Genomic DNA, 22,167 nt, shown 5'->3' on the forward strand with positions numbered 1-22,167 from the left:
ACGCTCGACCTGACTTATACGGACGCCGCGCTCAATCCTTATTCCAATTCCGTTCTGTTCCAGGTGGCGGTGAGCGCCGGAGGGCCCGTAACGTTCCTTTCGGAAGACTTCAACGCTGGGCTTCCTGGGGCGTGGACGGTTGTGGACGGAGGGAACGGTACGGACACGTGGACGGAGGCGGACCCGTGTGCGCGGGGGATTTTTGCGGATACGTATATGATGGTAGACAGCGACTGTGCGCTTTTGGGTGCGATCCAGGACGAGGAGCTCATCACGCCGCTGATAGACGCGAGTGCGGCGAGCGCCGTAACGCTCCAGTTTGATCACTATTTCAAAGGCTTTGCATCGGACGGGGCGAACGACGATTTCGGCACGGTGAGGGTGAGGAGCACGCTGACGGGGGGTGCGTGGATTGACCTCATTCAATGGAACGAGAACGACGATACGGGGGTCGAAACCATCACGCTGGACGCGACGGCGACGTGCGCCGGGGCGGCGGACTGCCAGTTCGGGTGGCGATACGAAGGCGAGTACGACTGGTACTGGGGTGTGGACAACGTGGTGGTGGACGGGGCCGGATGCGAGTCGGCGACGTGCACATCGTGCGGAGAGCCTTCGGCGACGGATATTTCGCCCGCCGTGCCGCCGCTCATGGTCGGTACGACGGGAGCCGTGACGGTGGAGGAGATTCCGTGCGCGACTGGGTACGTGGTCTACGAGAACGCCCTGGGGGCGTGGTACGGGACGCCCGGGCGGGTGTGCGTATCGCCGGCTACGCCGAACGGGGACGGGACGGTGACGCTGACGGGCTACTCGGTGCCGGTCGATTCGTGGATTGCCGTGGCATCGGCGAATGCGGTCAGCGAGTCGAGCTGCGGCCGCGACGACGCCGGCGCGGAGCGCAACGCCCAACCCGGCTGGCCGCCCCCGGCGCCCTGCCCGTAAGCAAGCCGTTAGCCATTAGCAGGTAGCCGTTTGCAGTTGGCTGTTAGCAGTCAGCCGTTAGTTGCTGGCCCCTAACCACTAACCCTTCATCTACACTCTCGCCAGCTTCCGCTTCTCTTCGGCGATGCGGCGGTAGAGAAGCGACTTCTCCTTGGAGCCGAGGTGCTTGGTCATCTCGAAGAGCTCGTAGGAGAGAAGGTCGTTGAGAGCGCCGTCGAGCACACGCGCGCGCTCGGAGGCGGAAATCTCGGCGATGTTCGCAAAGAGGCTCTGCTCGTCGAGGCGGCCGCTCCGGTCGAAGTGCACGTTGTGGAAGATGTTGTTGGGGTCGTCGGCGCTCTGGTCGAGGAACTGGGCCAGGGCGCGCTTGAGCTCCTCGGGCTCCCCGTCTCCCAGGCGTTTCGCCTCGGCGTAGATGAAGGCGAAGATGACGTTGTAGACCTGGACGACGTTCCAGAGCGCCTCGGTGTCGTCCATGTCCTCGGCGATCGCCTTGACGCGGGGCTGCTCCCTGACGCGGACTAGGCCGGCCGTAAGGAGAGAGAAAATCTGCTTGAGGGTCGCGAACTCGCCCTGCCGGTGCTCGGCGATGACGTCCTGCACCGTGCGGCGGCCATCGACGAGGTGCAGGAGGGCGCGCTCGTCCTCCGTCAGGGAGACGTCCTCCTCGTCCGGGTCGGCCGCTTTTTCGAGGAGTACGCTCTTGGAGGGCAGGCGCTTGCGGATGTGCGCCCACTCGTCCATGCGGCGGACGCCCTCGAGGACGATGTTCATGGTCGAGGCGTCGAGTGAGATGCGCTCGCCGCGCACCTCGTCGGTCTCGATGAACTCGAACTCGCCGTCCTCCCACGTGAAGATGGAATAGACGATCTCGAGCACTTGGTTCTTGACGGCCCACCAGAGCTCGCGCGGCTTGAGGAGGCCCATCTGGACGAGGATTTTTCCCTGACGCCGCTCTGCCGTGACCTGCGAGACGGAGCGCAGGTTGTCGGTCTGGCTGATCATGCCGTTTCGGACCAGGAACGAACCGAGCGCGTCCTCGGCGTCGCTCGAGGCGGCGAACGTGATTTCCCCGTTCTCCCAGTAGATGGTTTTCGTGACGCTCCCGCGGCGAAAGACGAGCTCCCCCGTCTTCTTAATCGCGCTGATGAAGCCCAGCACGTCCGGAAGCACAAGCGATTGCAAATTTCCCTGAAGAACGACCTGCCGCATCGTGTCCGCCTCTAGTGGATTCTACACTCAGCCTACCATAACGAGCGGGGCAGGGCAACGCGGCCAGCTGTGGGGGCACGAAGGGACGAAAAGGCTCCGCAGGTGTCATTCCGAGCGAAGGCCGAACCCCGTCCAGGGGTGAGGCTGTAGTCGAGGAATCGTCTTCCTCCCTCCGAAGCAAGGCTTCTGCGGAGGACGGGTCTCGCACCACAAGGAAACCGATCCCTCCGCTCCGCTTCGGTCGGGATGACGCGCGGTGGAACGTATGCGTGCAAGCGGGTTGGCGAAAAACCCTTTATTCATAAGACTTAGCGGTAAAGTCCTCACGGTTGGGGCGAACATCTGTGAAAATCCTCGGGCTCCCGGCCCCACCCTCTGGGCGGGGTAAAGCTTGCCTGTCCTATCGACCCTGACGGGCTTGCCCAGACTTTTAACTGCTAACTACCAACGGCTGACTGCTATCTGCTCCGTCGGAGCAAGTCCCTGCCAAGGAGCAAGGATAAAGGAGTAAGGAGTAAGGAGGAAGAACGCTCTGAACCCGCTGAACTCGGGGCTCGCTGGCCCCTAACAGCTGCTCACCTTCGCGTAGCCGCTTCGGCGTAGCGGGGTCGGCGGAGCAAGTCCGTCATTTGGTCATCCGTCATCCCTTCTTCCAAACCGACCAGGGGACAATAACGGCGAGCGTCGCGCCGAATACGCAGACGATGGTGGCGCCCGTCGGAAGGTCGAAGAAGAAGGACGCCGCGATCCCCAGGGCGCTCGCGAGCGTCCCGATGATCCAGCCCAGCGCAAGGCGCGGCCCTGTGCGCCCGGCGAGAAGCGAGGCGGCCGCCGCGGGAATCACGAGGTAGGAGAAAACCATCAGCACGCCGACCATGGCGACGGACCACGTCACCACGACGCCCAGGGAGGCGTAGAAAAGAAAGTCCCACCAGCGCAGGGCCAGTCCCTCGCGGCGGGCGCGCCCCGGCTCGAGCGTGATGAGAAAGAATTTCTTTCGAAACACCCAGTGGAACGCGCCGACGACTAGGTAAAGCGCCGCCGTGACGCCCACGTCTTGCCACGAGACGGCCAGGATGTTTCCGACGAGCATGTCCTTGATGTGCTCGCCGCCCTGGGGCACCTTCTGGAGGACCAGGATGGCCGCCGCGGCGCTCACGACGTACACGACGCCGATGAACGCCTCCTGCGGCACCCGCTCGCGGCGGGCCCGGGTGAAGGCGAGCACGACGGCTCCAAGGAAGGCCGCGCCGAGCGACCAGACGTAAGCCTCGCCACCGTGGATGTCGTGCCCGAAGAGGGCGGCGGCGGTGGCCCCGAGCGCCGCGACCTGCGCGAGCGCCAGGTCCACGAAAATCACGCCGCGGGAGACGATGTGGAGCCCCAGGTAGACGTGGATGCCCGCCAGGACGAGACACGCCGTAAGCGGCAACAACAGGAACCAGAAAACGTCCATTGTGTGATCTCCTATTGCGTCTTCTTGAGCGCCCGCTCGATGAGCGTCAGATCGTGCTCGAAGAGCGCGATGTAGTCATCGATGTCCTCCGCGCCGCCAACCGAAGGGTACAGGACGAGCACCCGCGCGCCGCTCCGCTCCGCCACGCGGTCGGGAAGTTTCAAATCGAAGTACGGCTCGATGAGGATGAGCGGAATTTTCTCAACCTTGATTTTCTCGATGAGCGCGAACGTGTGCGCGGACGAAGGCGGCACGCCGGGCTTGGGCTCCACGTAGTCCACCACGTCGAGGCCGAAGCGCCTGGCGAAGTTGCTCCACGAGCGGTGGTAGGTGATGACTTTCGTCCCGCGGAATTTCTCCGCCCGCTCGCCCCAGCCCTTTACGGCTTCGTCGAGGCGCTTCAGGAAATCGTCTCGGCGCGCCTCGAAGTAGGGGGAATGCCCGGGCGCGAGCGCGGAGAATTTCCGCGCGAGGCGGCGGGCGATGACCGCGCCGTTTGCGGGGTCGAGCCAGTAGTGCGGGTTGCCGAGGGGGTGGGTGTCGCCCTCGGCGCGCGAGGCCGGCCCCGTGCTGCGCTCCAGCACTTCGCAGCCCTCGGAGGCGTCGAGGTAGCCCTGCGGCGTGAGGAGCCGCGGGTTGCGGCACTGTTTGACCAGGGCCGGAAGCCAGGCCACCTCGAGCTCCAGTCCCACCGCGACGAGCAGGTCGGCGCGCCTGAGGAGCATCAGGTAGCTGGGCTTCGGCTCGACGAAATGCGGGTCCTGGTAGCCCCGCGCGATGGCCTTGACCTCGACGCGCTCGCCGCCCACCTCGCGGGCGATGGACGCCAGGTCTTCCGTGGTGGTGACGACGCGGAGGCGCTCGGCGGAGAAGGCGCTCCCGCTCAGAATAATCCCCGGCAGCAGCAGTAGACAAAGCGTTATTTTTTTCATCGGTTTTTCTCCTTTCCCCGTCAGAACGGATGCGCCCCGTGGGGGCCGAGGCTGAACGTTAGGCGGAAAAATGCCGTGTGGTCCGTCTCCCCGTTCGCGAGGCGCACGGCGCGCCCGTAGAGGCCGAGGAGGCTGAACTCCGACGGGGCGAACGCCGCGTAGAGCATCCCGCCGCGGCGTCCGCCGTGGGGCTCGTCGGGCTCGTACCCGAACGCTTCCCTCGTGTAATCGGCGCGCGCGCCCGCGTGCCAGCGCCGCGCGAACTGGTAGTCGAGGTGCGTGAACCCGCCCCAGCGGTCCAGGGCGTCGGCGCCCTCCTCCATCTCGCGCCGCAGATGCATAACCTCCGTCTGCCAGAAGACGGAGCGGTAGATGGCGCGGCGCGGATTCTTCCACCGGTACGTCGCGTCGAAGCCGCTCAGGTGCGAGCGCAGCTCGGCTTCCTCGTCCCAGAAGGACGCGGCGTGCGAAAGGCCGAGGGAGAGGTTCTGGCTCTCGGTCAGGTCGAAGTAGGTCTCGGCGCGTCCCAGGTAGCCGAGGTCGCTGCGGCGCCGGCCGCCGCGCTCGAGGTGGTCGTCCTCCTCATCGAGCGGGTCGCCCTCGTCGATGAAGCCGAAGGCGGGCGCATTGTCCCAGACGTTCGTGACCTCGGCGATGAAATTGAGGTACAGGCTCGTGGGCGGGCTGTAAGAGAATTGCACGCCCGCCGCGGCGAGCCCCTCGCCGCCCAGGAATTCCTCGTGGGCGAGCGGCCGGTCGGGAAAGTGCGTCTCGGGCGGGTGGACGAGGTTGAACTTGCCGAACGCGGCGCGGAATTTCCCCATCTTGAGGCCGAGGCCCGCGGGAAGCCGGAGCCACGTAACGTAGGCCTCTTCGAGCTCGACCTCATGGGCGTGGAAGCCGATGAAGACGTCCGCCTTTGCGTAAGGGTCGATAGCCGCCTGGATGCCGAGTTCCGCTTCCGAGAGCTCGAAGGCCGCGGGTTTTTCCTCGCCATGGTCGTGACCATGGCCGCGGCCGTCGGCTTCGGCGCCGGCGTAAGCGAGAAAATTGCCCACGACACTGATGTTGGGATTCAAGACGTTCGAGCCCGTAAGCGGCGGCGTCTTGCCGGTTTGCGGCGCATTCTGCGCATGGGCGGCAAGCGCCCACGCGAAAAGAATTGTCAACACTATGTATCTATGCATAGGGTCTCCGGGGTAACAATAAAAAAACATGCAGCCGTCGTCCTGCCCCGGCGGAACCGGCGCACGGACGGCGGGTCGTTTACGATAAATAGGGGGAGATAGGGTTAAGCGGGAGGGGCGCGGCAGGGAAGCGAGTCGAGGAAGAGGAGACCGAAACGGCTTGCGCCGCGCAGGGGTGTGAACAGTACGCCCCCATGAGTGATGGGAGCCGCGAGGGCCACAGCGGCGAGGCCCGCGAACATGGCCCCGCAGAGGAGAAAGTGGCACGCGACGCACTCGTGTCCCGTGCCTTCGTGCTCCTCGTGGGGAAAGGCCCCGGCCACGGCGAGCACCGCGACCGCCGCGATTCCCAGGCAGGCCGTCCACTTCAGGTGCCGCATCTCTTTATTCTACCACAAATTGGAAACGCCCGCGCCGCGGGAAAGGTTTCGCCGGGTGCGCGCGTTCCTGTCAACCAAGTTCTTGGCTTCGTCGTATGGGCGCGGCATGCCGTGCCCCTGCTCCCTCATTCCCTCGCCCCGGCCTGTTTGAGAATTTCCGCGACCTCGGTGTGGCCCTCCGTTTCCGCAAACTTCAGGGCGGTCGTACCTTTTGGGGTCTTCGCGTCTACGTCCGCACCCGCTTCAATCAGGGTTTTCGCCGTCTCGGTCCGGCCTTTGGTTGCCGCCATCATCAGGGCGGTCCTGCCGTCTTTATCCTTCGCGTTCGCGTCCGCGCCTTGTTCGAGCAAGATTTCCACTTTGGCGTCGTCGCCCGCCTTTGCCGCTTCGAGCAGGTCTGAATTGATATTCCCGTTAACATTACCCGCGGAATGGTGAGCGTCGGCATCGTCGGGCTGGATTTCCAGGAATTTTTTGTCGGTTGAAAGTTTGGTGCCGTCGTAAGGACAGAACTTGTACGCGCCGCTCAGCTTCTCTCCACAGTCAGGACAAGCCTTCGGCGCAAGAAGCGATCCCAGCGGAAGCCGCCATCGAAAACTTTCTTCGCCCAGCGTGATCCGGAAGGAACCCTCCGCCGTGGCATCGGCAATCGACCGTCCCTTTTTGTCTTTTGCGGAAAAGATGAAAAAGTGTACGTTTTTTCCCAACGGACCAAGCATGTTTTCCAAGACCGGCTTCATCATTCCAAGAGCATTGAGGACATCTGGACTGATTTCGCTCTCGGGCAAGGGCGAATACCGCTTGCCCTTCTCGTCGGACAACCGGAGACGCGAATGGATTCTCTCCTTCGACTCGTACTGAACACCGGCGAATGGCCCTATCTTTCCATCCACGATCGCAAAAATCATGTAGGGGCGGAAGGGATCGACCAATTCGTTGATTTGAGCATCCGTTAACTGGATTCCCGCGCCCTGGGAAGCGGATGCGCGCCAGAACTCCAGCGGCATCCACCAGATAAGCGTCTGCTTTTGATCATCCCGTGATGCATTCTGCGTTTCATCAATCAGTGCGTTGAGGTCGATATCTTGTTCGCCGGCGGTAGTTGCCGCACCGAAAGACAGCAACGCCGTGGTCAGAACGGCAACACAAACAAAACGGCTTGCAACGGTTCGCTTCATATGGATTCTCCTTTGTTGCCCACTATATTATCTAACAGGCTAAAAAGCAAACGCCTCCTTTTCGGGGATCAAATCGTCCGTTGAGTTTTTTTCCGCTCCCTAGAACAACGGCTTCTGGCGCGCGGACTCGTCGAAGCCGAAGTGCTTGAAGGCGAGCGCCGTGGCGCAGCGGCCGCGGGGCGTGCGGTCGAGAAACCCCACCTGGATGAGGAACGGCTCGTAGATGTCCTCGATGGTGTCCTCCTCCTCGCCGATGGCGGCGGAAATCGTTCCCAGCCCCACGGGGCCGCCCTGGAATTTCTCGATGAGGGTCAGGAGAATCCGGCGGTCGAGGTCGTGGAAGCCGAGGTCGTCCACCTGCATGGACTCGAGCGCCGAGCGGGCGAGTTCTCTCGAAATTACGCCGTCGCCCTCGACCTCGGCGAAGTCGCGCACCCGGCGCAGGAAGCGGTTTGCGATGCGCGGCGTGCCCCGCGCGCGCCGGGACATCTCCTGCGCGCCCTCTTCGGTCACCTCGATGTTCAGGAGCGCGGCCGAGCGGCGGATAATTTTCAGAATGTCCTCCGGGGTGTAATAGTCGAGGCGGTGGACGATGCCGAAGCGCTCCCGCAGGGGCGACGTCAGGAGCCCCGCGCGCGTCGTCGCGCCTGCGAGCGTGAACGGCGGAAGGTTGAGGCTCACCGAGCGCGCGCCCGGCCCCTCGCCGATGACGACGTCGAGATGGTAATCCTCCATCGCCGGGTAGAGCATCTCCTCGACGACCCTCGGGAGGCGGTGGATCTCGTCGATGAAAAGGACGGAGCGCGGCGCCAGGTTGGTCAAAATGGCCGCCACGTCGCCCGTCTTCTCGATGGCCGGGCCCGAGGTGACGACGATGGGCACGTCCATCTCGCGCGCGACGATGTGGGCGAGCGTCGTCTTCCCGAGGCCCGGCGGGCCGTAGAAGAGTGCGTGGTCGAGCGCCTCGCCGCGCCGGCGCGCCGCTTCGAGAAAGACGCCTAGGTTTTTCTTGACGACCTTCTGGCCGATGAACTCGCTCAGCGTGGGAGGCCGGAGCGAGGCCTCGAATTTCAGGTCGTCTTCCGCCGCGACCGGGGCGACCGGGCCTTTCCTAGAGAGCGCGGCCGCTTTCTGCTTGGCCAACGCTCAGCTCCTCCGCCGTCTGCCCCGCCGGTTGCGGGACTTCGGGGAACGGGCTCGCTCGGGGCCCGGCCGGGATCCGGAGTTGCCGTCTTTCGCGTTGTGGCACTTGACGATCTTCCAGTAGTTGAAAAGGTTGGTGTTTTCCCGGTGGCGAACTTCGAGTGGAGCCTGCTTGAGCACGTGGGAAAGCTCGAGGGTCGTCGTAAAGCCCACCTTCATGCAGACGGGGAGAATCCACTCCTCCACTCGCGCGAGCCACGTGCGCTCGGAGCGAAAGTGGTTGAGGAACAGGACGGAGCCGCCGGGTCGCACCACGCGGCTGATTTCGCGCGCCACGACGGCGGGGTCGGGCACCGCGCTAAGGAAATAGGCACCGATGGCCTTGTCGAAGGAGTTGTCGGGAAAGGCCATGCGCCTGGCGTCCATTTGGTGCAGCGACACGTTCGCAAGCCGAAGCTCCTCGACGCGCCGCTCTGTCTTCTTGAGCATCTTGGCGCTGCAGTCGATGCCCGTCACATGAATGTTTGAAGGGTATTGGTGCAGGAGAAGCCCCGTGCCGATTCCAAGCTCCAGGACACGCTCCCCGGGCTGGAGGTCCAGCAGTTCCACCGCGCGCGCGCGCCCCTTCTCGAAAACCCACCCGAACGTAAGGTCGTAGATCGGCGCGTAGCGCGAGTAAAATTTTTCCAGATACTCCTGATTCATGGCCCGCGTCGCTACCTATAGTACCCCGCTCAACGAGTACTTCATAGGACGGGCAGGATAACATGCCCGGAGCCGGAAGGCAAGCCCTGACGCATCAAGGCAAGCTTGTGGGCGCAAAATCGCAAAATTTTTATCCGACTTGGCGGGTCGGATGCACTACGTGCGGGCTGCCGCCGCGAAGAAGAAGCCTCCCCTGGGAAGGCCTATTCACCGACCGGGCTGCAATCTCCAAAGAAAGATAGAGAAATCTTCCCTCCCCCGGGAAGACCTATTCAAACGTGTCGATAAACGAGTGCAGGGCGGCGCGCTCCCTCTCCGCAAGGCCCGTGAGCTCGATGCCCATTCCGGATGACAGGTTTTCCTTGTTGTCCGGCTCGACCACGCGCGCGACGACGCCCCGGGTCTTGATCGCCGTGCGGCTCCTGTCGGGAAGCTCGAACGCGCAGGCGACGTCGGCGCCCAGGGGAAGCGGAGAGTCGCTCAAAAGAAAGAGGGCGCTCTCGCTCAGGTCCTTGCTCCGGAGCATGAGGGCGTCTTCGCCGCCCTCCGGCAGCACCTCGACCGTGAGCGCGACGGGAATCCGTTTCAGCTGGCGGATGCGGATGGGAACGAATCTCTGAACCATGCCCAGGAATTCGTCCTCGGCTATGGGTTTTTCCATATAGTGGTCGCAGCCGGCCCGGCGGCATTCCTCGCGGCGGCCCGGTATGCCAGTCACCATGATGATGGGAATGTGCGCGGTCTGGGGATCGCTTTTGATGATGCGGCACGCCTCGATGCCGTTCATCTCCGGCATCTCGATGTCGAGCATGATGAGGTCGGGGCGCTTCTCGCGCGCCACCTTTATGGCCTCCGCTCCCGTGCTGGCCAAGTGGAGGGAGGACGTGGTGCGCCGCAGGAACGAGCGTTCCAGGTCCAGAAAATTCTTCACGTCGTCTACGAGCAGAATCACCGACATGGTATTAATGAATTGTATGCTTTTCGCAAAAAAAATCTATGACGCACGTCACACTCGGCGCATTTTTAGCCCATTTCAATCCCTTCGCGCCGCAGGGCATCCCTTTCTCCGGTCGGGACTCAAGCGGGGCGCCTCGAAAATTCCTCAAAGGCGTGGTATGCTTGTTTGATGGCCGCGAAAGCGAAACTGCCCTATAAGCGCGTCCTCCTGAAACTGGGGGGCGAGGCGCTTTCCGGGGAAAACCAGTACGGCATCAACGCCTCCCAGGTGAGCTGGCTTGCCGGGGAGATTGCAAGCGTCTACGCCCTGGGCGTCCAGGTTGCCATCATGCTCGGAGGAGGCAACATCTTTCGCGGCGTCAAGGCCTCGGCCGCGGGCATGGACCGCGTCGCCGCCGACCACATGGGGATGCTTGCGACCATCATCAACGCCTTGGCGCTTCAGGACGCGCTCGAAAAATGCGGTGTCCACACCCGCGTCGCCACGGCCATCGAGATGCACGAGGTGGCCGAGCCTTACATCCGCCGCCGCGCCATACGCCACCTGGAGAAAGGGCGCGTCGTCCTCTTCGCCGGCGGCACGGGCAACCCTTACTTCTCGACCGACACGGCCGCGGCGTTGCGCGCCATGGAGCTCAAGGCCGAGGTTTTTCTGAAAGCCACGAAGGTGGACGGCGTCTACACGGCCGACCCCCGCAAGCACAAGAAAGCGCGCAAGCTCGACGAGATCTCCTACATCGACTTCCTGAAGGACGACATCGGCGTGATGGACAAGACGGCCATCTCACTCTGCATGGACAACCGCCTGCCCATCGTCGTCTTCAACCTCAAAAAGCAGGGCAACATCGCACGCGTGGTGCAGGGCAAGCACATCGGCTCCGTTATTCGCCGCCCGCTGCGTGGCAAATCCCGGGCCAAGCCGCGGAAGGCCACCCGCGCCCGCGCTCCCGCTTGAGCCTTCGGAGAAGCAAAAGGCGGCACTCAGACCATGGCCGACATCTACCACCAGAATTTCCCCGAGATAATTCCAGGAAGCGGCCTCGCGCGCGTCCGCGGCAAGCGCGGTCCCGTCACCGAAGAAATTCCCAAGGACGGCACGGGTAAGATCAAAATGGACCGGCGCGAATGGCCGGCCGTGAGCCTCGACAACATGCCGCTCAAGGCGGGCACGCGCATCGAGGTGGTGTCGACCCGCGAGGACGGCACCCTCGTCGTCAAGCGCGCCAACCCGGGAGGGTAGGGCAAAGATGACCATGGAAGGTCGCCCATCAAGGTCTGGACGACAAGCCTTGGCCGTCGCCAGACGAGCTTTCCCGTTCCGGGCGGCGGGGCTTGCGGCGGCGGTGGTTTTTTCGATACTCCTTTGCGCGGGCTGCGGCGGGGAATCGGCCAAAAAACCGCCGGAGGAGACCGAGCAGAAGACGCTTACGCACGGCGCGGCGGGAATCGTTGAAAAGCCGCTCGCACCAGACGCGACCCCAGGCGCGGTGGTGCTGCAGAAGCGGCAGACGAGCTACCAGCGCATCGCGGCCACGGAGCTCCGCTCCCTGAGCGCGGCGCTCACGATGTACGCGGCCGATGCCGGAAGCTATCCTCCGGGAGACTCGTTCGGGGCGCTCGAAGTGCTGGTGCCGAGCTTCGTCCCCGCACTCCCCGCGCACGATCCCTGGGGCAGCCCCTACCATTATGATTCGGACGGGAGCTCGTTCACGCTGTGGAGCGAGGGCCCGGACGCCGTCCCTCACACCGAAGACGATGTGGTGGTGCAGCAGTAGGGCGCGGATAGCCCCGGCGCTGGCGGGACTCGCCCTCCTCGCCCTCGCGGGCTGCGGCAACGGGGAGGACGAGGCGCTTTCGGCCACCATCGCGCGCACCATCTCCGCCATCCAGGGCCAAGACGTTCCCGCGCTCTGGGCGCTGCGCGCATGGCCGCACGGCGAGAAGCTTTCGGTCACGCCACCTCCCGAGTTCGAGGAGGAGGCGAACGGCTATTTCGTGGACTACGAGCTTGGAAAGCGTGCCGGCGAGATACGATTCGACCCATGGGGCATCGCGGCCGTCCGCATCCTCGCCCTCGGGCGCGGAACCTTCTACCGCATCACGTCCATCGAGCGGCCCCGCGAGAACGCGCGCTTCGTCACGATGTACATCCCCCTGCCGTACGAGCGCCTCGATTACAGCGCTTACCCGAGGGATACGGTGCTCTATTTTCTCGAAAAGCCGCTCGGAAAAATCTACAAGCACGTGGTCGGCTCCGTGCCCGAGGTGCAGCGCGAGCTGCTCGCGGAGCTTTCGCTTCGCTGGGCGCTCGTGACCGACGAGCCGGCCGGAGGGGAGGCGCCGGGGCTCTCGCCGGCGGGCTGGCTGGTGCTCACCGTCGAGCCCGTGCTGGGAAGCGAGCGCTACCGCGAGATGCACCTCGCCATAGGCGGCGGAATCGAGGAGTCTTACGATAGGGTTTTCGAGGAGTAATCCCGAAGCACCTCGCGGCAAAGGCCGCTTTTCTTCCTATTCCACACACCGGACGAGCTTTAATTAATTAGAAAGCGGGGGAAGCGGCGCCTCCGCGGCGGGCTCGATCTCGAGCACAGTGTGCGAGATGGCGAAACGCTCGCGCAGCAGGGTCCGGATGCGCGCGAGAAGCGGCGCGCTCTCCTTGAGCTGGTGGTCGGGGAGCGCGATGTGGGCCGTCATGGCGTACATGCGGGACGTGATCTCCCAGATGTGGATGTCGTGAATGTCGAGGTGCTCGGCACCGGAGATGCGGCGGCAGAGCGCCCGGACGTCCGGGTCGCGGCGCAGGCTCTCGGCGACCTCGCCAACGGTGAGGTGGCGAGGCGTCGATTCGAGCAGCACGTGCACCGAATCGCGCAGGAGCTGCCACGACCAGATAACGATGAGCGCCGCGATCAGGACGCTTACCGCCGGGTCTAGCCAGAGCCACGACGTGACGTGGATGACCGCCGCCGTTGCGACGATGCCGACCGAGGAGGCCGTGTCGCCCAGCATGTGCAGAAAGGCGCTCCGCACGTTCAGGTCGTGCTTCTCGCCCGCGCGCCACAGCAGAAGCGCCGTCGCCAGATTGACCACGAGGCCCAGGACGGCCACCACGAGCATCTGCATGGACGCGATGGGCTTCGGGGCGATGAAGCGGTGGGCGGCCTCGTAGAAGATGTAGAGCGTGACGAGGAGAAGCGTGACGCCGTTCAGGACGGCGGCGAGCACCTCGGTGCGGTAGAGGCCGAAGGAGCGCTCCCGCGTCGTGGGCATCGAGGCGATCACGATGGCGAAGTAGGACACGGCGAGGGCGAAGAAGTGCGTGAACATGTGTCCCGCGTCGGAGAGGAGCGCGAGGCTGTTCGTCAAAAACCCGAACACGGCCTCGACGACCATCATCGTTCCTGTGAGCCCCATCGCCCACAAAAGCCGCCTGCGCGCGCGCGGCCGGTGCTCGGCGGCGGCCGGGGACGCGTCTTCCCCCGCGAGTGGGAAGCGCTCGCACTCGCGCTCGGCTTCACGCGGGGGCGGCGCGACACGGTGCGGGTGAGTGTGCTCGAGACCCATTGAGATTATTGTAGCATGCCGTGGTGAGCAGGCGCCTCCGGCGTCCGGCGGGTCTTAAACAATTCGGGCAACCGGTGTATAATGTGGGTGAAAGAATGAATTTCTTCACTATGAAAAAAAGAATAACCCTCATCGCCTGCCTTGCCGTTTTCGCCGTTTTCGGAAGCGCCGCCGAGAAAAACAAGCCGGAGAGCGACGCCCTGTTTCCCTTCGTCCATGAGGGCCGGTGGGGCTACATGAACATCAAGGGGGCGGTGGTGATTCCGCCGCAATTCAACGAAGCGCGGCCCTTCTCCGAAGGGCTGGCGTGCGTGAGGACTGGCCGGCGGTTCGCCTACATCGACAAGAAGGGAGAATCGATCTTCTCCGTGTCGGTGGCTTGGGCGGGAGATTTCTCGGAAGGGCTGGCGCGCGTCCGCCTTGGCCGCGACTGGGCCTACATCGACAAGAAGGGCCAGGTCGTCCTCAACGTGGAGTTCGAGGCCGTGGACGACTTCTCGGAAGGACTGGCGGCCGTCATGATGGGCGATCAATTCGGCTACATCAACAAAAAGGGAGAACTCGTCATCGGGCCGAATTTCGACCTGGCAAGAGGCTTTTACGAAGGGCTGGCCGCGGTAAAGCCCAGAAGCGGATTTAGTTCCGTCGATTCCGACGGAAATGTTCTCAGCGACCCGATCTGGATTCACAGCAAGTGGGGCTACATTGACATGTCGGGAAAGATGGTCATCGAACCGCAGTTCGAGTTCGCGGGAAATTTTTCCGAGGGACTTTCGTGCGTCTGGATAGACGAGGGGTGGGGCTACATCGATGCGAAAGGAAAATTCACCATCGAACCGAAGCTGGAGACGGCCAGAAAATTTTCGGAAGGACTGGGTGTCGTCCGGCGGAACGGCAAGTGGGGTTACATCAACAAGTCGGGAAAGACGGTCATCGAGCATCGGTTCGACGAGGCACAGCCGTTTTCCGAGGGCCTTGCGCGCGTCGAGGTAGGCGACAAGACCGGCTACATTGACAAAAAGGGAAAATTCATCTGGGAGCCCACGCCGGGGTGGCGTCCAGGAGAACACTCGCATGGCCAAGCCCATCAGCACCACGAACCATAGTGCGAAAGGCACCGCCCTCTACCGCCGTGGCGCCACCTACGCAACGGCATGCGCTCTCTATGCGTTCGCGAAAATGGCTGAGCCTCCTGGGATGCACGGGCTTTGCCCTGCCTTCACTCATGGCTTCCGAAGCGGCGGCGCCGGTTTCTCACTCCGTGCGTGCGGAGCGCGTCGAGCTCGACTCCGTCGTACTCGACGGCGAATTCGACGAGGCGGTCTGGCAAAGGGCTCAGCCCGCGGCGGGCTTCCGGCAGCGCACCCCTGACAACGGCGCCCCCGCCTCCGAGCGCACGGAAATCCGCGCCGCCTACGACGAGCTGAACGTCTACTTCGCCGTCCTCTGCCGCGACGGCGACCCCGGCGCCATCATCGCCGATGAGCAGGGGCGCGACGCCGACCTCAGGCGGAACGATTCTGTTCAGATCATCCTCGACACGTTCCACGATTTCAGAAGCGGCTACATCTTCGAGACCAACCCGCAGGGCGCGCGCTACGACGCGGCGTTCATGTGGACGGGCCTTGCCTATGAAGAAGGGGAGTGGTGGGAGCTAAAGACCCAGGTAACGCGCAACAAGAACTGGGACGAGATCTGGGACGTGCGGGCGAAGATCACCGACCTCGGGTGGCAGGCGGAGGTGCGCATCCCGTTTTCGTCCCTGCGTTTCTATCCCAGGAAAACCGAGCCCTGGGGCGTTACGTTCGTGCGCCGAATACGCCGCAAGAACGAGATCGTGTCCTGGCCTTTCCTCTCGCGCGAGCAGAGCGTCCTTCGCCTTTCGCTAGCGGGCGATCTCCTGGGCCTGGAGAGAATCCGCCACGGGCGCGCCATCGAGGTCAAGCCCTACGCCCTTGCGGAGGTGTCGCGCATGCCCTCGCTCGGGGAGCCCGATACGGACGAAAGCGCCACCGTCGGCCTCGACGTCAAGTTCAGTCTGGGCCCCAACCTCACGGCCGACCTTACGCTCAACACCGATTTCTCGCAGACCGATGTGGACATCCAGAAGGTGAACCTGACGCGGTTCGATCTCTTCTTCCCGGAGAAGCGCGAATTCTTTCTCGAAAGCTCGGAGGATTTCAGGTTCGGAAAGGGCCAGGTCATCGAGCCCTTCTTCAGCCGCCGCATCGGAATGGTCGAGAACGTGGACGAGGAGGGCGAGATCGTCCCCCTCCTCGGCGGCCTAAAGCTGACCGGCAAGCTGGGGCGCTACCGCCTCGGAGCCCTCAGCATTCACACGAACCAGCACACCCTCTCCGACGGGAGCCGCGTGCCGGAGACGAATTTCTCCGTCCTGCGCCTGAGGCGCGACGTCCGGGAGCGCTCGAGCATCGGCCTGCTCGCGGTCAACCAGGAGACGTTCGGCCGCAGCTGCGGCGAGTCCGATTGCACCGACGGCGTCGACAACGACGAGGACGACGAGACGGACGAGAACTTCTACGCCTCTTTCAACCGAACTTACGGAGTCGATTCCGATTTCCAGTTCCTGAAGAGCGCGTTCATCAGGGCGTTCGTATCCAAGACCCACACGCCCGGCCTCGACGAGAACGACTACGCCGGGATGCTGTACGGCGGCTGGAGGAGCGAGCTGTGGGAGTGGAATCTTTCCCACCTCGTCATCGAAGACAACTACAATCCGGAGGTGGGCTTCGTTCCCCGCACGGGCGTGCGCACCTATCCCTACGTCGCCTTCTACCCCCAGCTCAACCGCCGCCGCGTGCGCGAGCTTTTGATCTTCGCGGAAACGAAGTACTGGTCCGACGCGGGGAACGACCGCCTCTCGCGCGACTCGATGGCGAACTTCGCCGTCACGTTCCAGGGCGGCGACCAACTGTCGGCCACCGTGTTCGACCACTTCGAGCGCATCAGGTGGGAGGACGAGTTCGAGATACATCCCGGCATCTGGATCACGGAAGGCGATTACGACTTCGAGAAGTTCGAGCTGTGGTACGGCTCCGACCCAGGGAGAGCGCTTTCCACGTGGCTGGGCGTGGGAAAGGGCTCTCTCTACGACGGCCACAGGGACATGTACTCCGGTGAACTTTATGCCTATCTCGGAGAGAGGCTATTCTTCTACGTCGGTTACGAGCGGAACGAGATAAAACTTCCGGTGGGGGATTTCAACACCGATCTGGCGCTCATGCGCGTGAACTACTCCTTCTCGACGCGGGCGTCCCTGACCAGTTCCTTTCAGTTCAACTCCACGACCGACGACCTGTCGAGCAACCTTCGCTTCCGGTGGATCTGGCGCGAGGGGAGCGACCTCTTCATCGTCTACAACGAGCGCCGCGACGTGGAGCGCCACACGTGGGATCGCCGCTTCTTCCCCGACAGGCGCATCACGGACCGCTCCCTCGTCGTCAAGTGGACGGTGCAGTTCAACATCGGGGGAGGATGAGCCGGCGGCCTCCGCCGCGGCGCCCTCTGCGCGACGGCATGCGATCTTGATGCGTTCGCGAAAATGGCTGAGCTTCCTCGCATGCGCGGGGCTTGCCCTGCCTTCCCTAGCGGCTTCCGAAACGGCGGCGCCGGTCACTCATGCCCTGCGCGCGGAGCGCGTCGAGCTCGACACCGTCGCGCTCGACGGCGAATTCGACGAGGCGGTCTGGGGTAGGGCGCAACCCGCGACGGGCTTCCGGCAGCGCACCCCCGAGAACGGCGCACCCGCCTCCGAGCGCACGGAGATCCGCGCAACCTACGACGAGCTGAATCTCTACTTCGCCGTCCTCTGCCGCGACGGCGATCCCGGCGCCATCATCGCCGACGAGCAGGGGCGCGACGCCGACCTCTGGCGGAACGATTCCGTTCGAATCATCCTCGACACGTTCCACGATTTCCGGAGCGGCTACCTCTTCGAGACCAACCCGCAGGGCGCGCGCGGCGACGCGGCGTTCACGTGGTCGGGCCTGGACTCGCTCAACTGGAACTGGGACGAGATCTGGGACGTGCGGGCGAAGGTCACCGACCTCGGGTGGCAGGCGGAAGTGCGAATCCCGTTCTCGTCCCTGCGCTTCCATCCCGGGAAAACCGATCCGTGGGGCGTCACGTTCGTGCGCAGGATACGCCGCAAGAACGAGGTCGTGACCTGGCCGTTCCTCTCGCGCGAGCACAGCGTCTTCCGCCTCTCGCTCGCGGGCGAGCTCCGGGGCCTCGAGGGAATCCGCCACGGGCGCACCGTCGAGGTCAAGCCCTACCTTCTCGCGGGAGTGTCGCGCACGCCGTCGCTCGGCGAGCCCGAGACGGACGAAAGCGCCACCGCCGGCCTCGACGTCAAGTTCAGCCTGGGCCCCAACCTCACGGCAGACCTCACGCTCAACACCGATTTCTCGCAGACCGAGGTGGACACCCAGATGGTGAACCTGACGCGGTTCGATCTTTTTTTCCCCGAGAAGCGCGAATTCTTTCTCGAAAGCTCCGAGGATTTCAAGTTCGGAAGGGACGAAGTTGTAGAGCCCTTTTTCAGCCGCCGCATCGGGCTGGTCGAGGGCGAGGTCGTCCCCATCCTCGGCGGCGCCAAGCTGAGCGGCAAGCTGGGGCGCTACCGCCTCGGCGCCCTCAGCATTCACACGAACCAGCACACCCTCTCCGACGGGAGCCGCGTGCCGGAGACGAATTTCTCCGTCCTGCGCCTGAAGCGTGACGTCCGGGAGCGCTCGAGCGTCGGCCTGCTCGCGGTCAACCGGGAGATGTTCGGCCACAGCTGCGGCGAGTCCGACTGCACCGACGGCGTCGACAACGACGAGGACGGCGAGACGGACGAGGACTTCTACGCCTCGTTCAACCGCACCTACGGGGTCGACGCCGATTTCCAGTTCCTGAAGAGCGCGTTCCTCCGGTCGTTCCTCTCGAAGACCCACACGCCCGGCCTCGACGGGAACGACTACGCGGGGATGCTGCACGGCGGCTGGTGGAGCGAGCTGTGGGAGTGCTATCTTTCCCACATCGTCATCGAGGAAAACTACAACCCGGAGGTGGGCTTCGTTCCCCGCACGGGCGTGCGCACCTATCCCTACGTCGCCTTCAACCCCCAGCCCAACAGGCGCTACGTGCGTGACCTTTACTTTAGCGCGGAAACGAGATACTGGGCCGACCGGGGGAACGATATCCTGTCGCGCGACTCGAGGGCGGGGTTCAGCGTCACGTTCCAGAGCGGCGACTGGCTGTCGGCCGCCGTATACGATCACTTCGAGCGCATCCGGGAGGAGGACGAGTACGAGATATATCCCGGCATCTGGATCACGGAAGGTGATTACAGCTTCGAAGAAGCCGACCTATGGTTCGGCTCCGACTCAAGCAGAAAGGTCTCCACGTGGCTGGGGGTGGGAAAAGGGTCGTTCTACGACGGCCACAGAGATATGTACTATGTTTCCCTTCAGGTCGTTCCCGGGGAGCACTTTCTCTCGTTTATCGAGTATGAGCGAAACGAGGTGCGGCTTCCGGCGGGAGATTTCAATATCGATTTGCTGATCGTGCGCATGAGCTATTCCTTCACGACGCGGGCGTCCCTGGACGGCTCCTTCCAGTTCAACTCCACGACCGACGACGTGACGAGCAACGTGCGCTTCCGGTGGATCTGGCGCGAGGGAAGCGACCTCTTCGTCGTCTACAACGAGCGCCGCGACGTGGAGCGCCGCACGTGGGAGCGCAGCTTCTTCCCCGATGAGCGCATCACGGACCGCTCCCTCGTAGTCAAGTGGACGGTGCAGTTCAACCTCGGGGGAGGATGAGGCGGCGCCTTTCTTTTTCTCGCTAAGGGGCGGACGCTTGGGATTCTCGACGCGGAAAAAGCCTGATTCCGGGAATCTTCCATAACTCCGTGTCACAACAGGATTTTCCCGAGATCAACTTGCCACTATGAGCGAGGGGCTGCCAATAAATCCTTGACAGACGTTCTGTTGTGGAGTATAATGTTTTAAGCTCATTCATACGAGCGGTTCAGATCATGAGGACAGAGAAAAAGAAGAAGCGTATTAGCAGAAAGCAGTCGCGGTCGAGAGAGTGGGACGAGATGATGCGGCCGCGCTACTATTCCAGCGTTTCTCTTTTCCAGTTTTTTGCCGGGGAGTGGAAGTACACCACTGGTCCGGACCTATCCCTTTAACCTACAACTTAATTGCAACCCGCGCCCCGCTTCTCGGTAACACCGGGGGCGGTTGCACAGGAAGCTCAGCGCGGGTTCTCTCGAAGACAGAGCCGCCTATGCATACATACATTCAATAAGAAACGGGAGTTAAGAACATGAAAATAAATCACATTTCCAATATTGACATGGTACCTCTCCGTGAAACTGTTTTGCGCCGCCGGCTTCACCGGCAATCGGTTTTCACGGCCCTCGATGTGCGCGAAAGCGACAAAGGCCTTGCCGTGCACGCGGCCAGGCAGTTCCAGCCGGGCGACGTTCTTATCAAGCTGGGAGGACGGATCTCGGCCAATCCCACGCAGACGACCATCCAGATCGGCGAGAACGAGCACATCGTGTCCTGGATGGGAGGCCACATCAACCACAGTTGCGAGCCGAGCGGGTACATGAACTTCGAGGACTTGACGCTTCGCGCCCTTCGCAGGCTCGGGGAGGGGGATGAAATTACGCGTCATTACATGACGACGGAATGGGACATGCCGGAGCCGTTCGACTGCAAGTGCGGCTCGAAACGGTGCATGGGCCGCATTCGGGGCTTCAAGCACCTGTCATTGCAGCAGAAAATGGCGCTGGAAACGCTTCTGTCTCCCTACCTGAGGGGAAAGCTCGAGGAAGCGGAAGACCTCTGTTGCGACAGCCTGATGACGATAAAGGAGTTCGTGGCAAAACATATCGACTGCAGCAGATGTCCCCGAAGTTGCTGCAATGGTATAGATGAAACCGCGTTCTTGGGTACGGACGAGAACGTTCCGAGAGACAACATGAATGAAGAAAACACTTTCTTCAGCGCCAAGAACGAGAGATGCGTATATTTCGACGGGAAGTTCTGTTCGATTTACGGAAACGGAATAAGGCCGTTTCTATGCAAGGTATACCCGTTTCGAGTCGCGAACGGGAAATTGTTCGTAGATGACTGGTGTATGTACGGTAAAGAACTCGCCGCCGCCGTCGCTGAAAACGACCGCGAATTAATTCGAGACCTGAGAAGCTTAAGAAACTGGCTGGCTGACAACGTGCCGTCCCAATTGGCTCGTTTTTGGGATTCCAGACGTGAAGACAAGTCTCTTGAGGGGACCGAATTGAGCATTGGAATCGAATTGGATATATAAGCATCGCAATTATCTTAGAAGTGGTGGTGGCTAAGCTTAGAAGCAAGAAAACAGCGTAATATCGCCAGCATATACGCTTATTAAGGAGAAGTCTGAGGGAGGCGCAGGCTCTTTGCGGCTTGCAAACGGAAAATTCGGAAAAACAACAAGTAAAGAAAGGAAAAAACAATGCCGAAACGAAACATCATAGATCGACTTAAGGCGGGAGAGAGTCTGCTTATGGACGGGGCCACGGGAAGCGAGCTTCAACGGCGCGGCTTCGACGTGAGCCAGGGCGCGGTCCAGGGCAAGGGCGTGGACCCCGAGACCGGCTGGTCGGGAAGCATCGGGGTGTGGTCGGCCCCGGCCAACCTGGACGCCCCGGACCTCGTCCGGAAAATCCACGAGGACTACCTCAATCTCGGAGCCGACATCATCATCAGCAACAACTTCTGGACGGGCCGCTCCATGATGGGGATCATCGGAAGGGAAGACCAGTGGGAGGAGTGCACCCGGCGGGGCGGGGAGATAGCAGTCGAGGCCCGCAACGCGGTCAACCCCGAGGCGTACGTGGCCGGGGGATTCGCCCCGTCCTTCATGGCCGAAACGGGCAACGAGCTTCGCAAGGAGATCGAGGGCATGGCGCGCGTTCTCGCGGGAGCCGGCGTGGACTTCCTGCTTCCCGAGTACTTCGGCGGGGACACGGAGCGCGACGCGATGGAGGACTGCAGGGTAGCGGTGGATGCCTGCGCCAAGACGAACCTGCCGGTGTTCCTCGGGATATGCTATGCGCGGGAAAACGGGAAAATGCACTACGGCCAGTCCTTTGACGATTTTGCAAAAGAGCTCAAGGGACACAAGGTGGACGGCATTCTTCTCATGTGCACCTCACCCCAGGCCATTTCGGCATGCCTGCCCAACCTCCGCAAGGCTTTCGACCTGCCCATAGGCGCCTACGCGGAGGTAGGATACACCGAGAATCTCAAGTTCAGCGGCTCGCAGGGCGAGCAGTTTTTCGACATAGGAACGTACGGAGTCACCCCGGATAAGTACGCCGAGTACGCCCGCGAGTGGAAGAAGATGGGCGCGCAGATAATCGGCGGGTGCTGCGCGACCACGCCCGAGCACATCAAGGCCATCGCGCCCGTCGTAAAGGGCTGACGAGAAAGGAGAAACAAA

Annotated in this window: 20 protein-coding genes; 10 read left to right on the forward strand and 10 right to left on the reverse strand. The window is 62.7% G+C overall.

What is annotated here, in order from left to right:
* Positions 1-945 (forward strand): choice-of-anchor J domain-containing protein (locus JSV08_00895; protein ID UCF81011.1); only part of this gene is annotated, 945 nt, incomplete at its 5' end.
* Between the two features lie 90 nt (positions 946-1,035).
* On the opposite strand, the gene JSV08_00900 is transcribed toward JSV08_00895, so the two are convergent.
* The 9 genes from JSV08_00900 to JSV08_00940 form a co-directional block, all read right to left on the reverse strand.
* Entirely contained in the window at positions 1,036-2,157 is a 1,122-nt protein-coding gene (locus JSV08_00900) for a DUF4388 domain-containing protein (protein UCF81012.1), read from the reverse strand.
* Between the two features lie 640 nt (positions 2,158-2,797).
* Positions 2,798-3,613, reverse strand: coding sequence for a metal ABC transporter permease (locus JSV08_00905; protein UCF81013.1), 816 nt, complete (start codon positions 3,611-3,613; stop codon positions 2,798-2,800).
* Positions 3,614-3,624: 11 nt separating this feature from the next.
* The gene (locus tag JSV08_00910) at positions 3,625-4,545 is read right to left on the reverse strand and encodes a zinc ABC transporter substrate-binding protein (protein UCF81014.1); all 921 of its coding nucleotides are present in this window, start codon (positions 4,543-4,545) and stop codon (positions 3,625-3,627) included.
* 20 nt (positions 4,546-4,565) lie between these two features.
* Complete coding sequence (locus tag JSV08_00915) at positions 4,566-5,732, reverse strand: hypothetical protein (protein ID UCF81015.1); 1,167 nt, start codon at positions 5,730-5,732, stop codon at positions 4,566-4,568.
* A gap of 104 nt (positions 5,733-5,836) precedes the next feature.
* Positions 5,837-6,112 (reverse strand): hypothetical protein, encoded by a 276-nt coding sequence (locus JSV08_00920; protein ID UCF81016.1) that lies wholly within the window; start codon positions 6,110-6,112, stop codon positions 5,837-5,839.
* Between the two features lie 125 nt (positions 6,113-6,237).
* Positions 6,238-7,290 carry an ankyrin repeat domain-containing protein gene (locus JSV08_00925; protein ID UCF81017.1) on the reverse strand — a complete coding sequence of 351 codons (1,053 nt, stop codon included), beginning with the start codon at positions 7,288-7,290 and terminating at the stop codon, positions 6,238-6,240.
* 99 nt (positions 7,291-7,389) lie between these two features.
* Positions 7,390-8,433 carry a Holliday junction branch migration DNA helicase RuvB gene (gene ruvB, locus JSV08_00930; protein ID UCF81018.1) on the reverse strand — a complete coding sequence of 348 codons (1,044 nt, stop codon included), beginning with the start codon at positions 8,431-8,433 and terminating at the stop codon, positions 7,390-7,392.
* A gap of 3 nt (positions 8,434-8,436) precedes the next feature.
* Positions 8,437-9,138 (reverse strand): methyltransferase domain-containing protein, encoded by a 702-nt coding sequence (locus tag JSV08_00935; protein ID UCF81019.1) that lies wholly within the window; start codon positions 9,136-9,138, stop codon positions 8,437-8,439.
* Positions 9,139-9,406: 268 nt separating this feature from the next.
* Positions 9,407-10,096: a response regulator gene (locus JSV08_00940; GenBank protein UCF81020.1), complete on the reverse strand. Its 690-nt coding sequence runs from the start codon at positions 10,094-10,096 to the stop codon at positions 9,407-9,409.
* A 168-nt stretch (positions 10,097-10,264) separates the two neighbouring features.
* On the opposite strand from JSV08_00940, the gene JSV08_00945 reads away from it, so the two are divergent.
* Genes JSV08_00945 through JSV08_00960 form a run of 4 tightly spaced genes read left to right on the forward strand, consistent with a single transcriptional unit; the run spans position 10,265 to position 12,567 of the window.
* Entirely contained in the window at positions 10,265-11,050 is a 786-nt protein-coding gene (locus JSV08_00945; GenBank protein ID UCF81021.1) for a UMP kinase, read from the forward strand.
* A gap of 33 nt (positions 11,051-11,083) precedes the next feature.
* A complete protein-coding gene (locus tag JSV08_00950; protein ID UCF81022.1) occupies positions 11,084-11,335 on the forward strand; it encodes a hypothetical protein in 252 nt (83 codons plus the stop codon).
* Positions 11,336-11,384: 49 nt separating this feature from the next.
* Positions 11,385-11,870 (forward strand): type II secretion system protein GspG, encoded by a 486-nt coding sequence (locus JSV08_00955; GenBank protein UCF81023.1) that lies wholly within the window; start codon positions 11,385-11,387, stop codon positions 11,868-11,870.
* Positions 11,851-12,567: a hypothetical protein gene (locus JSV08_00960; protein UCF81024.1), complete on the forward strand. Its 717-nt coding sequence runs from the start codon at positions 11,851-11,853 to the stop codon at positions 12,565-12,567. The genes JSV08_00955 and JSV08_00960 overlap by 20 nt, the downstream gene beginning before the upstream one ends.
* Positions 12,568-12,630: 63 nt before the next feature.
* Here JSV08_00960 and JSV08_00965 read toward each other — a convergent pair whose 3' ends face one another.
* On the reverse strand, positions 12,631-13,659 hold the full coding sequence (locus JSV08_00965; protein UCF81025.1) for a cation transporter: 1,029 nt from the start codon (positions 13,657-13,659) through the stop codon (positions 12,631-12,633).
* Between the two features lie 110 nt (positions 13,660-13,769).
* Here JSV08_00965 and JSV08_00970 point away from each other — a divergent pair, with 110 nt between their 5' ends.
* The 5 genes from JSV08_00970 (at position 13,770) to JSV08_00990 (ending at position 22,149) form a co-directional block, all read left to right on the forward strand.
* On the forward strand, positions 13,770-14,765 hold the full coding sequence (locus JSV08_00970; GenBank protein UCF81026.1) for a WG repeat-containing protein: 996 nt from the start codon (positions 13,770-13,772) through the stop codon (positions 14,763-14,765).
* A 59-nt stretch (positions 14,766-14,824) separates the two neighbouring features.
* On the forward strand, positions 14,825-17,158 hold the full coding sequence (locus JSV08_00975; protein UCF81027.1) for a carbohydrate binding family 9 domain-containing protein: 2,334 nt from the start codon (positions 14,825-14,827) through the stop codon (positions 17,156-17,158).
* A 49-nt stretch (positions 17,159-17,207) separates the two neighbouring features.
* On the forward strand, positions 17,208-19,487 hold the full coding sequence (locus tag JSV08_00980) for a carbohydrate binding family 9 domain-containing protein (GenBank protein ID UCF81028.1): 2,280 nt from the start codon (positions 17,208-17,210) through the stop codon (positions 19,485-19,487).
* A 511-nt stretch (positions 19,488-19,998) separates the two neighbouring features.
* Positions 19,999-21,009: a YkgJ family cysteine cluster protein gene (locus tag JSV08_00985; GenBank protein ID UCF81029.1), complete on the forward strand. Its 1,011-nt coding sequence runs from the start codon at positions 19,999-20,001 to the stop codon at positions 21,007-21,009.
* 168 nt (positions 21,010-21,177) lie between these two features.
* Positions 21,178-22,149 carry a homocysteine S-methyltransferase family protein gene (locus JSV08_00990; protein UCF81030.1) on the forward strand — a complete coding sequence of 324 codons (972 nt, stop codon included), beginning with the start codon at positions 21,178-21,180 and terminating at the stop codon, positions 22,147-22,149.
* The last annotated feature ends 18 nt before the right edge of the window (positions 22,150-22,167 follow it).

Source organism: Acidobacteriota bacterium, assembly GCA_020349885.1.
In the GTDB taxonomy this organism is placed as follows: domain Bacteria; phylum Acidobacteriota.

Excerpts from the sequence above, each read along its gene's own strand:
- JSV08_00900 (UCF81012.1), bottom strand. The coding sequence starts at position 2,157 with ATGCGGCAGGTCGTTCTTCAGGGAAATTTGCAATCGCTTGTGCTTCCG.
- JSV08_00905 (UCF81013.1), bottom strand. The coding sequence starts at position 3,613 with ATGGACGTTTTCTGGTTCCTGTTGTTGCCGCTTACGGCGTGTCTCGTC.
- JSV08_00910 (UCF81014.1), bottom strand. The coding sequence starts at position 4,545 with ATGAAAAAAATAACGCTTTGTCTACTGCTGCTGCCGGGGATTATTCTG.
- JSV08_00915 (UCF81015.1), bottom strand. The coding sequence starts at position 5,732 with ATGCATAGATACATAGTGTTGACAATTCTTTTCGCGTGGGCGCTTGCC.
- JSV08_00920 (UCF81016.1), bottom strand. The coding sequence starts at position 6,112 with ATGCGGCACCTGAAGTGGACGGCCTGCCTGGGAATCGCGGCGGTCGCG.
- JSV08_00925 (UCF81017.1), bottom strand. The coding sequence starts at position 7,290 with ATGAAGCGAACCGTTGCAAGCCGTTTTGTTTGTGTTGCCGTTCTGACC.
- JSV08_00935 (UCF81019.1), bottom strand. The coding sequence starts at position 9,138 with ATGAATCAGGAGTATCTGGAAAAATTTTACTCGCGCTACGCGCCGATC.
- JSV08_00940 (UCF81020.1), bottom strand. The coding sequence starts at position 10,096 with ATGTCGGTGATTCTGCTCGTAGACGACGTGAAGAATTTTCTGGACCTG.
- JSV08_00945 (UCF81021.1), top strand. The coding sequence starts at position 10,265 with ATGGCCGCGAAAGCGAAACTGCCCTATAAGCGCGTCCTCCTGAAACTG.
- JSV08_00950 (UCF81022.1), top strand. The coding sequence starts at position 11,084 with ATGGCCGACATCTACCACCAGAATTTCCCCGAGATAATTCCAGGAAGC.
- JSV08_00960 (UCF81024.1), top strand. The coding sequence starts at position 11,851 with ATGTGGTGGTGCAGCAGTAGGGCGCGGATAGCCCCGGCGCTGGCGGGA.
- JSV08_00965 (UCF81025.1), bottom strand. The coding sequence starts at position 13,659 with ATGGGTCTCGAGCACACTCACCCGCACCGTGTCGCGCCGCCCCCGCGT.
- JSV08_00970 (UCF81026.1), top strand. The coding sequence starts at position 13,770 with ATGAAAAAAAGAATAACCCTCATCGCCTGCCTTGCCGTTTTCGCCGTT.
- JSV08_00975 (UCF81027.1), top strand. The coding sequence starts at position 14,825 with ATGCGTTCGCGAAAATGGCTGAGCCTCCTGGGATGCACGGGCTTTGCC.
- JSV08_00980 (UCF81028.1), top strand. The coding sequence starts at position 17,208 with ATGCGTTCGCGAAAATGGCTGAGCTTCCTCGCATGCGCGGGGCTTGCC.
- JSV08_00985 (UCF81029.1), top strand. The coding sequence starts at position 19,999 with ATGAAAATAAATCACATTTCCAATATTGACATGGTACCTCTCCGTGAA.
- JSV08_00990 (UCF81030.1), top strand. The coding sequence starts at position 21,178 with ATGCCGAAACGAAACATCATAGATCGACTTAAGGCGGGAGAGAGTCTG.